Annotated in this window: 10 protein-coding genes; 4 read left to right on the forward strand and 6 right to left on the reverse strand. The window is 63.2% G+C overall.

Annotation, left to right across the window (positions count from 1 at the left end; all coding sequences use genetic code 11):
* Positions 1-138 precede the first annotated feature (138 nt).
* The 6 genes from ACMGGN_RS08350 to ACMGGN_RS08375 all read right to left on the reverse strand — a co-directional run bounded on the left by ACMGGN_RS08350 (position 139) and on the right by ACMGGN_RS08375 (position 5,443).
* Positions 139-921: an amino acid ABC transporter ATP-binding protein gene (locus ACMGGN_RS08350; RefSeq protein WP_046786079.1), complete on the reverse strand. Its 783-nt coding sequence runs from the start codon at positions 919-921 to the stop codon at positions 139-141.
* Positions 922-943: 22 nt separating this feature from the next.
* Positions 944-2,188 carry an NAD(P)/FAD-dependent oxidoreductase gene (locus ACMGGN_RS08355; protein ID WP_174141137.1) on the reverse strand — a complete coding sequence of 415 codons (1,245 nt, stop codon included), beginning with the start codon at positions 2,186-2,188 and terminating at the stop codon, positions 944-946.
* A 15-nt stretch (positions 2,189-2,203) separates the two neighbouring features.
* The gene (locus ACMGGN_RS08360) at positions 2,204-2,914 is read right to left on the reverse strand and encodes an ABC transporter permease (RefSeq protein ID WP_046786081.1); all 711 of its coding nucleotides are present in this window, start codon (positions 2,912-2,914) and stop codon (positions 2,204-2,206) included.
* Positions 2,911-3,630 (reverse strand): ABC transporter permease, encoded by a 720-nt coding sequence (locus ACMGGN_RS08365; protein ID WP_046786082.1) that lies wholly within the window; start codon positions 3,628-3,630, stop codon positions 2,911-2,913. The genes ACMGGN_RS08360 and ACMGGN_RS08365 overlap by 4 nt, the downstream gene beginning before the upstream one ends.
* A 175-nt stretch (positions 3,631-3,805) precedes the next feature.
* Positions 3,806-4,558, reverse strand: a complete 753-nt coding sequence (locus tag ACMGGN_RS08370; RefSeq protein WP_115274681.1) for a transporter substrate-binding domain-containing protein — start codon at positions 4,556-4,558, stop codon at positions 3,806-3,808.
* A 21-nt stretch (positions 4,559-4,579) separates the two neighbouring features.
* The gene (locus ACMGGN_RS08375; protein WP_046786084.1) at positions 4,580-5,443 is read right to left on the reverse strand and encodes a MurR/RpiR family transcriptional regulator; all 864 of its coding nucleotides are present in this window, start codon (positions 5,441-5,443) and stop codon (positions 4,580-4,582) included.
* 142 nt (positions 5,444-5,585) lie between these two features.
* Here ACMGGN_RS08375 and ACMGGN_RS08380 point away from each other — a divergent pair, with 142 nt between their 5' ends.
* The 4 genes from ACMGGN_RS08380 (at position 5,586) to tpx (ending at position 10,148) form a co-directional block, all read left to right on the forward strand.
* A complete protein-coding gene (locus tag ACMGGN_RS08380; protein WP_115274682.1) occupies positions 5,586-6,611 on the forward strand; it encodes an Ldh family oxidoreductase in 1,026 nt (341 codons plus the stop codon).
* Between the two features lie 130 nt (positions 6,612-6,741).
* Positions 6,742-7,938: an aromatic amino acid transaminase gene (locus tag ACMGGN_RS08385; RefSeq protein ID WP_115274683.1), complete on the forward strand. Its 1,197-nt coding sequence runs from the start codon at positions 6,742-6,744 to the stop codon at positions 7,936-7,938.
* A gap of 263 nt (positions 7,939-8,201) precedes the next feature.
* A complete protein-coding gene (locus tag ACMGGN_RS08390) occupies positions 8,202-9,479 on the forward strand; it encodes a serine/threonine transporter (RefSeq protein ID WP_046786087.1) in 1,278 nt (425 codons plus the stop codon).
* Positions 9,480-9,647: 168 nt separating this feature from the next.
* Positions 9,648-10,148, forward strand: a complete 501-nt coding sequence (tpx, locus tag ACMGGN_RS08395; protein WP_039603773.1) for a thiol peroxidase — start codon at positions 9,648-9,650, stop codon at positions 10,146-10,148.
* The last annotated feature ends 39 nt before the right edge of the window (positions 10,149-10,187 follow it).

Consider the following 10,187-nt stretch of genomic DNA (forward strand, 5'->3'; position numbering starts at 1 on the left):
AATGGGCTGAAGCGCCTGAATTCGGGGGCTGAAACCCTTGCGAGCCTCAGGCGGCAAGGGTTTGACAGGGGGCGAGGTCAATTATATTTAACGACGCAGTTGGGTCATTGCAGCCGTGCAATGAAGGGGGCAGTGGCTTCAATGAAGGATCTGCGCCAGAAAACTTTTGGCACGTGCAGTGCGCGGCTGGTTGAAGAACACCTGCGGCGGGCTGTCTTCGATGATCTGCCCGCCTTCAAGGAACAGCACCCGCTCGGCAACCTGCCTGGCAAAGCCCATTTCATGGGTAACACAGAGCATGGTCATGCCGGTGCCCGCCAGTTGCACCAAAACATCCAGCACTTCAGCGACCATTTCCGGGTCCAGCGCCGAGGTCGGCTCGTCGAACAGCATGATCCGCGGCTTCATGCACAAGGCGCGGGCGATCGCCACCCGCTGCTGCTGGCCGCCAGAGAGCTGGCTGGGGTATTTGTGCGCCTGGCTTTCGATGCCGACCTTGCACAGGTACATCCGGGCACGCTCCTCAGCGTCCTTGCGGGACAGGCCGCGCACGCTGGTGGGAGCCAGCAGGCAGTTGTCGAGCACGCTCATGTGCGGGAACAGGTTGAAGTGCTGGAACACCATGCCGATGTCGCTGCGTACCTGGGCGGCCTGGCGTGTGCTGCTGGCCAGGTCGGTGCCGGCTACCTGGACGCTCCCTTGCTCGGCAATTTCCAGGCGGTTGATGCAACGGATCAAGGTGGACTTGCCTGAGCCGGAGGGGCCGCACAGCACGATGCGTTCACCTTCGCGCACCTGCAGGTCGATGTCGCGCAATACATGGAAAGCGCCATAGTGCTTGTTCAGGCCCTCGATGCGGATCAGCACCGGGCGTGGGTCGTTTTCAGGGGCAAGGCTGGCAACGCTCAAAGGGGCGGTCATGTTGTTGTTCTCCCGCGTGGTGTCAGTTGAAACGTGCCGCGCTGTAAGGCGCAGGGTCGGTGAAAGGGTGCTCGCCGGTGAGCAGTTCAGCCACCAGGCGACCGCTGACCGGGCCCAGCGTCAGGCCGTGGTGCGCGTGGCCGAAGTTGAACCACAGGCCCTTGTGCCGTGGCGCCGGGCCGATCACGGGGCGCATGTCCGGCAGGCAGGGGCGACGGCCCAGCCAGGGGGTGTCGTCCAGGCGCTCACCCAGTGCCGGGAACAATGTGCGCGCCAGCGCTTCGCAGCGCTTGAGCTGAATTTCGTTGCCTGGGGCGCTGCTGGCGGCGAACTCGATGCCGGTGGTAAGGCGTATGCCGGCGGCCATCGGCGCCAGTACGTAGCCGCCCTGGGTGTCGCAGATCGAGTGCTGCAACTGAGCGCCGTCACGGGTGGCGTAGTGCATGTGGTAGCCGCGCTTGATACCCAGCGGGATCGTGTAGCCCAGGCGCTCATAAAGGTCGGCCGACTGCGGCCCAAGGCACGCCACCACTTCGTCGGCGGTGACCGGCCCGCGCTGGCTTTCGACCCGCCATTGGCTGCCGACCTGGCGCAGGCTGCGCGCATCACCGTGCAGGAACTGCCCGCCGCGCTGGACGAACAGCGCAGCATAACCACGGGTGAGGGCGCCGGGGTCGTTCACGGTCTTGGGGTCGAGCCAATGGATGCCGCCGACTACGGTGCTGTCGAGCTGGTGCTCGCGTGCCTGCAGTTGCCCGCGTTCGAGCAGTTCGTAGTGCAGGCCATAGCGCGCAAGGCCCTTGACCTCGGCCTTGGCCTGCTCGAACAACGCCGGGTCGCGGTACACCTCGATCCAGCCCTTGGCCTGCACCAGCCCTTCGAGGCCGGCGGCGGCGATCAGGGCGTCGTGCTCTTCTACGCAGCGTTGTACCAGCGGCAGCATGTCGGCCGCGGCCCCGGCCAGCCGCCCCGGTGCCGACTGCCGCCAGTAGCGCAGCAACCAGGGCGCGGCCTTGGGCAAGTGCAGCAGGCTGTAGCGCACGTCCGGCTGGCGGTTGAGGCCATAGCGCAGCAGCTTGCCGAATTGGCGGGGGAACGCATAGGGGATGACACTGGAGCGTTCGATCAGCCCGGCGTTGCCATGGCTGGTGCCGCACCCGGGTTCATTTCGGTCGATCAGGATTACCTGGCGCCCGCGTGCCTGCAGATGCAGCGCGGTGCTGACGCCGACGATACCGGCGCCCAGGACAACGGTCTGGCAATGCATGATTGTATCCTTCGGTCAGTTCAGGTGGCGGCCCAGGCGGGCCTCCAGGTGTTTCAGCAGGCGCCGCACCAGTTCGACGATCACCAGGTAGAGGACGGCGGCCCACAGGTAGATCTGGAAGTCGAAGCTGCGCGAGAACGCCAATTTGGTCACGCCCATCAGGTCGTAGATGGTCACCAGCGAGGCGATGGCGCTGGCCTTGATCATCAGGATCAGTTCGTTGCCCAGCGGGCCGATGGCCACCAGCAACGATTGCGGCAAGATGACCTTGAAGAAGGTGGTGGAGCGTTTGAGGTTCAGAGCCCTGGCTGCTTCATACTGCCCTGGCGCCACGGCCATCAGGCTGCCGCGGAAGATTTCGGCCTGGTAGGCGGCCGTGTTCAGGGTGAAGGCCAGCAGGGTGCAGAGCCAGGCTTCGCGGAAGAACCACCAGAGGCCGACGTCCTGCCAGAACCCCTTCAACGACCCAAGCCCGTAGTACAGCAGGAACAGTTGTGCCAGCAGGGGGGAGCCACGGAAGAAATAGATGTAGCCGGCCGCCAGGCGCTGCAGCGGCAGGTTGCGCGACATCCGGGCCAGCGCCAGCAGCAGGCCGAGCATGGCGCCGAGGGTGAAGGAAATCGCTACCAGCTTGGCAGTTACCAGCAGCCCGTCGATGAACCGTGGCCCGTAGCGCTCCAGCAGGTCGGGGTCCAGTACCAGGCTCAGCCATTGTTCGGCACTCATGCGCGTGCTCCTTGCAGGTGGCGGTTGCTGCGCCGTTCGATGTAGGCGAACACCCGCCCCGATAGCGCCGAGAACAGCAGGTAACCCAGGCAGGCCACCCCGTAGAAGAACATCGGCTCTTTGGTCACGCTGACCGCAAGGTTGGTCTGGCGCATCAGGTCGACCAGCGAGATGGTCGATACCAGCGAGGTATCCTTGAGCAACGACAGCCAGTTGTTGGAGAGCCCCGGCAGGGCGATGCGCGTCAGTTGTGGCAGTACCACCTTGAAGAAGGCGGTGCGCTTGCCCAGGCCCAGTGCCGCACAGGCCTCCAGCTGGCCTTTGGGCAGGGTCTTGAAAGCAGCCAGCCAGATCTCGCTGGAAAAGGCGGCGAACACCAGGCTGAAAGCGATCATCGCCGCGAGGAACGTATTGATCAGGAACTCACCTTGATAGCCCATGGCGGCCAGCAGTTGCTGTGCGGCGATCTGGCAACCGTAATAGATGATCAGCAGGGTCAGCAGCTCGGGCAGGCCGCGGAACACGGTGGAAAATGTGGTTGACCAGGCACGCGGCAGGCGCTTGCGCGAGCGCGCCGCCAGGGCCACGACAAGGCCCAGTGGCAAGCCGATGGGCAGGCAGGCGAGGGCCAGTGACACGGTCACCAGCGCGCCTGCCAGCAGCGCCTGGCCCCAGCCACCACTGGCGAAGGACAGCAAGGACAATTGATCGAGCATGACATATCCCTAGAATTGACTGCTCCACGCGCGAGCGCTGTAGGAGCGGCCTTGCGTCGCGAAAGGGCTGCGCAGCAGCCCCACAGGTTCTGGTGGCGCTGCACAAGCCTGGGGCCGCTTTGCGGTCCTTTCGCGACACAAGGCCGCTCGGGAGAGCGCGTCGTTGCAGGCGGAATCAGTTGTAGATATCGAAGTCGAAGTACTTGCTGGCGATTTTCTGGTAGGTACCGTTGGCGACGATTTGCGCCAACGCGGTATTCAGCCGCTGGCGCAGTGCTTCATCGTCCTTGCGCACGGCGATGGCGGCATTAGCCTTGGTGCCGGCCACGTCACCCAGCACCTTGCAGCATTCCTGGCCGTTCTTGTTCATCCACTCGTGCAGCGGGAACTTGTCGGCGATCACCCCGTCCAGGCGGCCGGCGGCGAGGTCGGCATTGGCCTCGTCCATGGTCGGGTAGAGCTTCACGTCAGCGCCCGCCTTGGCATACACATCTTCGGCATAGATCGCCTGGGTCGAGGACGACTGGGCACCCACCGTGTAGCCTTCGAAGGTGTTCTGCGCATCACTGATCTTGCTGTCCTTGGCCACGGCGACGGTCAGCGGCGTGCGGTAGTAATGGTCGGTGAAGGCGATTTTCTTGCGGCGCTCCTCGGTATCGATCATCGAAGCCACCACCGCATCGTACTTGCGTGCCATCAAGGCCGGGATGATGCCTTCCCAGTCTTGCGCCACCAGGGTGCACTCGACTTTCATCTGCTCGCACAGGGCGTGGGTGATGTCGATGTCAAAACCGTGCAACTGGTTGTCGGCATCCACATAGTTGAAGGGCGGGTAGGCCCCTTCGGTGGCGAAGCGCAGGGTTTCGGCGCTGGCGTTAGCCGCCAGCAGCAGGGCACATGCACCCACCATAGCCATGGTCTTGTTCATCTCGCACCTCTTGCACTCTTGCTATTGTTGTTTTCCCGTCGTGTAGCCGACGAATTCGTTATGTAGAGCGGCAGTCGCTTCCAAGCGTTTTTCAACATCAGGCCCGAGCTTCTTGCAGACCTCGTTGACCATCAGGTGCACCCACGACAGCATTGCCGAGGTGGACTCCCAGAACAGATTGAATTCGGTGGGGATGCGGAACACCTCGTCGGCATTGGCATCGGCCCAGTCGCAGAAGGTGTCGGTCACCAGCGTGACCGGGATACCGGCCTGGCGTGCCTTCTGGCACAGCAGCAAGGCATGGCGGGAATAACGGCGTGCCTCGAACACCACCAGCGCGCTGTTTTCCGGGCGCCCGAGCAGCACCTCGCCGAAGTGCCCGGCACTGCCATCGACCACCTGGACGCCGTCGCGCAGGTAGTGCAGCAGGTGGGCCATGCACTGGGCCACACCACGCTCGGTCTGAAAACCGGCAATGAATACCCGCGGCCTGTCTGCCAGGCGCTGGGCGGCTATGTGCCAGGCCTCGCTGCGGCTGTATTCGTGCACCCGTACCAACGCGGCAATTTCCAGCTCAAGGCTGCCTGCGCGGGTGTTGTCGTCGTGCTGCTGGCGGTATTCCTGCAGGCGGTCTCCCACCAGCCATGGGCCATCACCCAGGTCGCTCTGAAGGTCTTGCTTGAGCGCCTTGAGATGGGCATAACCGAGTGAGCGGCAGAAACGCCCGACACTGGATTCGCTGACGCCGAGCTTGGCGGCAATGCTGGCTGAGGTCTGGAACGGCAATTCCTGGAGATTGGCGAGCATGTAGCTGGCGATCTTGTGGCCTGAAGCAGTCGCGGCTTGCAGGCTGTGTTCCAGGCGTTGTTTGATCGGTTGGCTCATGCTGTTGCTCCAGGCGAGGCGTGAATAGAAAATGAATGTTTTCTGTCATAGAGTCAACATTTGACAGATAGCTGTCACATGCGGGAAAGTTTTTGTCGCGGCCCACGCTGTTGCCATTCCAATTCCAAGAAAGGAGCTTCAGATGTCTGCACCTTCCACCCACCCCGTCGTGCGCATGCCTTTTGCCGAACTGCAGGGGTTGTTGCAATCGATCTTCCAGCGTCACGGCTGCAGTGCAGCGGTGGCCGGCGTGCTCGCCCACAATTGCGCCAGCGCTCAGCGCGATGGTGCCCATAGCCACGGGGTGTTTCGTATGCCTGGCTATGTCTCGACCCTGGCCAGCGGCTGGGTGAACGGTTGTGCCATACCGCAGGTGACTGACGTGGCGGCGGGCTTTGTTCGGGTAGACGCTGGCGGGGGCTTTGCCCAGCCGGCCCTGGCCGCGGCGCGTGCAATGCTGGTCGAGAAGGCCCGTAGTGCCGGCATCGCGGTACTGGCGATTCACAACTCCCACCATTTCGCAGCGCTGTGGCCCGATGTGGAGCCGTTTGCCGATGAGGGCCTGGTAGCCCTGAGCGTGGTCAACAGCATGACCTGTGTTGTGCCACACGGTGCGCGCAAGCCGTTGTTCGGCACCAACCCGATTGCCTTTGCCGCGCCGTGTGCGGGGCACGACCCTATCGTTTTTGACATGGCCACCAGCGCCATGGCCCATGGTGACGTGCAGATCGCTGCGCGGGCTGGACAGCAGCTGCCGGAGGGCATGGGCGTGGACGCCGATGGCCAGCCGACCACCGACCCCAAGGCCATCCTGGAAGGCGGTGCGCTGCTGCCCTTCGGCGGGCACAAGGGCTCGGCACTGTCGATGATGGTCGAGTTGCTGGCGGCGGCGCTGACCGGTGGGCATTTCTCTTGGGAATTCGACTGGGCGAGCCACCCTGGGGCGAAAACGCCGTGGACCGGGCAACTGATCATCGTCATCGACCCGAGCAAAGCCGAAGGCGACCGGTTTGCGCAGCGCAGCCGGGAGCTGGTCGAGCAGATGCAGGCGGTGGGGTTGTCGCGTATGCCGGGCGAGCGGCGCTACCGGGAGCGGGAAATTGCACAGCGTGAAGGGGTGGCGGTGACTGAGGTTGAGCTGCAGGAGCTCAAGGCGCTGGCCGGCTGACACGCTGCAAATGCCCGCTGTGCAATCTTGCATAGACAACCTTGCACAATAGGTGATGTTCCTGCCCGCCGAGTCCGGGTATCCTCACCTGAGCCTTTCCGAACTGTCCTGATCCAAGGAGCTGCACGCTGTGTTCAAACATGTCGATGCCTATGCCGGCGACCCGATCCTCTCGTTGATGGAAACCTTCAAGGCCGACCCGCGCGCCGACAAGGTCAACCTGAGTATCGGCCTTTATTACGATGAGGCCGGCGTGGTGCCGCAGCTCAAAGCGGTGGATGCGGTTGAAAAACGCATCGCCGGCGTGGCCCACGAGGCTTCGCTGTACCTGCCGATGGAAGGCCTGGCCAGCTACCGCCAGGCGATCCAGGCACTGCTGTTCGGTGCCGATCACCCAGCCGTCACCGGCAAGCGCGTGGCGACCGTGCAGACCGTCGGCGGCTCCGGCGCGCTCAAGGTCGGCGCCGATTTCCTCAAGCGTTACTTCCCTGCCTCCGAAGTCTGGGTCAGCAACCCGACCTGGGACAACCACCGCGCCATCTTCGAAGGTGCCGGGTTCAAGGTGCACAGCTATCCGTACTTCGACCAGGCCAGCCGTGGCGTGGACTTCGATGGCATGCTGGCGACTTTGCAGACCCTGCCGGCCAACAGCGTCGTGCTGCTGCATCCGTGCTGCCATAACCCCACCGGTGCCGACCTTACCCAGGAGCAGTGGCAGCACGTGGTGGAAGTGGTCAAGGCGCGCCAGTTGATCCCGTTCCTCGACATCGCCTACCAAGGCTTCGGCGAGGGCCTGGTGGAAGACGCCTACGCCATCCGCGAAATGGCCCGTGCCGGCGTACCGTGCCTGGTCAGCAACTCGTTCTCTAAGATCTTCTCGCTGTATGGCGAGCGGGTAGGGGGCCTGTCGGTGGTCTGCGACGATGAAGACACCACCCAAAGCGTGCTTGGCCAGCTCAAGGCGACTGTGCGCCGCAACTACTCCAGCCCGCCCAACTTCGGCGCACAGCTGGTAGCCGGTGTGCTCGGCGATGCTGCGCTGAATGCGCAGTGGGCCGCTGAAGTCGAGGTGATGCGCAAGCGCATTCTCGATATGCGCCAGGCCCTGGTCGATGCGCTGGCCGTGTTGCTGCCAGGCCAGGACTTCCAGTTCTTCCTGCGCCAGCGTGGCATGTTCAGCTACACAGGTTTCAGCGTCGAGCAGGTCCGCCGCCTGCGCGACGAGTTCGGTGTGTACCTGATCGACAGCGGCCGGGTGTGCATGTCCGGCCTGCGCCCGGCCAACCTGCAACGGGTTGCCGAAGCGTTCGCTGCCGTTCAGAAGTAACACCGCACAGTGCCGCTCCTGCAAGGCTTCGCGAACGTCTGAGCGGCCTTGCCGGGGCGCCGGACCGGTCGGAAAGGGCCGCAAGGCGGCCCCATAGTGCAACCCCGCTTGTAAAGACAAGTGCAACCGTCCCTCGGGCGGGGCTTCGCAACCGCCCACTTTCAGTGCACAATCGCGCCCCTCTTTTCTGGTTGGGGTGCTCGAAGCCTCTGTTTCGCCACTCCCAGCCCTGTTGCAGTCTTGCGAGTGGAGTTGCACCCGGAATGAACGAGCAGGCCCCAAGCGTTGAACAACGCTTCGAATCGACCCCGGCTGCCCTTGGCAGCTGGTCCCGTCATGACACTACCTGGATGCTGGGCCTGTTTGGCACCGCCATCGGTGCAGGTACCTTGTTCCTGCCGATCAACGCCGGCCTCGGTGGTTTTTGGCCGCTATTGATCCTCGCCGCGCTGGCCTTCCCGATGACCTACTTCGCCCACCGCGGCCTGACCCGGTTCGTCCTGTCCGGGCGCAGTGGCGGGGATATCACCGAGGTGGTGCAAGAACATTTCGGCATCAAGGCCGGTGCACTGATCACCGTGCTGTACTTCTTCGCCATCTTCCCGATCCTGCTCATTTACAGCGTGGCGCTGACCAACACGGTCACCAGCTTCATGGAACACCAGTTGCACATGACCCCGCCGCCGCGGGCGCTGTTGTCGTTCGTGCTGATCCTGGGCCTGCTGGCCATCGTGCGCTGCGGTGAGCAGGCCACGGTGAAGGTCATGAGCCTGCTGGTTTACCCGTTCATCGTCGCCTTGGCGCTGCTGGGCCTTTACCTGGTCCCGCACTGGACCGGGGGTATCCTCGACGGCGCTTCCCAACTGCCATCGGGTTCGGCCTTCCTGCACACCGTGTGGCTGGCGATCCCGGTGATGGTGTTCTCGTTCAACCACTCGCCGATCATCTCGGCCTTTGCCGTGGACCAGAAGCGCCGGTATGGCGAACACGCCGACGAGCGCAGCGGCCAGATCCTGGCACGCGCACACCTACTGATGGTGGCCATGGTGCTGTTCTTCGTCTTCAGCTGCGTACTGACCCTCGACAGCGCTCAATTGGCTGAGGCCAAGGCGCAGAACCTGTCGATCCTGTCGTACCTGGCCAACCACTTCAGCAACCCGACGATCGCTTTCGCCGCGCCGCTGATCGCCTTCATCGCCATCGCCAAGTCGTTCCTGGGCCATTACATCGGTGCCAGCGAAGGCCTGAAGGGCATCATCGCCAAAACCGGTGCACGCCCGGGCGCCAAGGCGCTGGACCGTGTGGTTGCCGCGCTGATGCTGGTGGTGTGCTGGATCGTCGCCACCCTGAACCCGAGCATCCTGGGTATGATCGAGTCGCTGGGTGGCCCGATCATCGCCGTGCTGCTGTTCCTGATGCCGATGTACGCCATCCGCCGCGTGCCGTCGATGCGCAAGTACAGTGGCGCGCTGTCCAACGTCTTTGTAGTGGTGGTTGGCCTGGTTGCGCTGACTTCTGTGGTGTACGGCCTGTTGGGCTGATCCATCGTTCGCTTTGAGAAATGTCCGGGCTGCTTGTAGCAACCCGGACATTTTTTTGTCCACAATAACTGTCAGGCAATAGAACAATTTCACTGAACCCCATAGGCACCCGGCCGCCTTCATGCTTAACTCAGTGTCCTTTTCAAACCCCGCATAAGGATTTCGTCCATGGCTCAAGTGACTCTCAAAGGCAACCCGGTTCAGGTCAACGGCGAGCTGCCAAAAGCCGGTGCCCAGGCTCCGGCCTTCTCCCTGGTAGGTGAAGGCCTGGCCGACAAGTCGCTGAAGGACTTCGCCGGCAAGCGCAAGGTGCTGAACATCTTCCCAAGCGTCGATACCCCGACCTGCGCTACCTCGGTGCGCAAGTTCAACGCCCAGGCCAACGATGTGGCCAATACCGTGGTGCTGTGCATCTCTGCCGACCTGCCGTTCGCCCAGGCGCGCTTCTGCGGCGCCGAAGGCCTGGAGAACGTGAAGAACCTGTCGACCCTGCGTGGTCGCGAGTTCCTCGAAAACTACGGTGTTGCCATTGCCGACGGCCCGCTGGCCGGCCTGGCTGCCCGCGCCGTGGTGGTGCTGGACGAAAACGACAAGGTGCTGCACAGCGAGCTGGTAGGTGAAATCGCTGAAGAGCCGAACTATGACGCGGCACTGGCGGTGTTGAAGTAAAGAATGGTGCAGGGCTGATGCCAGTCAGTTGGCCTTGTC

The organism is Pseudomonas sp. BNK-30 (assembly GCF_047456185.1).
Lineage (GTDB): Bacteria > Pseudomonadota > Gammaproteobacteria > Pseudomonadales > Pseudomonadaceae > Aquipseudomonas > Aquipseudomonas putida_E.

Coding starts and splice junctions, on each gene's coding strand:
- ACMGGN_RS08350 (WP_046786079.1), bottom strand. CDS start 921: ATGACCGCCCCTTTGAGCGTTGCCAGCCTTGCCCCTGAAAACGACCCA.
- ACMGGN_RS08355 (WP_174141137.1), bottom strand. CDS start 2,188: ATGCATTGCCAGACCGTTGTCCTGGGCGCCGGTATCGTCGGCGTCAGC.
- ACMGGN_RS08360 (WP_046786081.1), bottom strand. CDS start 2,914: ATGAGTGCCGAACAATGGCTGAGCCTGGTACTGGACCCCGACCTGCTG.
- ACMGGN_RS08365 (WP_046786082.1), bottom strand. CDS start 3,630: ATGCTCGATCAATTGTCCTTGCTGTCCTTCGCCAGTGGTGGCTGGGGC.
- ACMGGN_RS08370 (WP_115274681.1), bottom strand. CDS start 4,558: ATGAACAAGACCATGGCTATGGTGGGTGCATGTGCCCTGCTGCTGGCG.
- ACMGGN_RS08375 (WP_046786084.1), bottom strand. CDS start 5,443: ATGAGCCAACCGATCAAACAACGCCTGGAACACAGCCTGCAAGCCGCG.
- ACMGGN_RS08380 (WP_115274682.1), top strand. CDS start 5,586: ATGTCTGCACCTTCCACCCACCCCGTCGTGCGCATGCCTTTTGCCGAA.
- ACMGGN_RS08390 (WP_046786087.1), top strand. CDS start 8,202: ATGAACGAGCAGGCCCCAAGCGTTGAACAACGCTTCGAATCGACCCCG.
- tpx (WP_039603773.1), top strand. CDS start 9,648: ATGGCTCAAGTGACTCTCAAAGGCAACCCGGTTCAGGTCAACGGCGAG.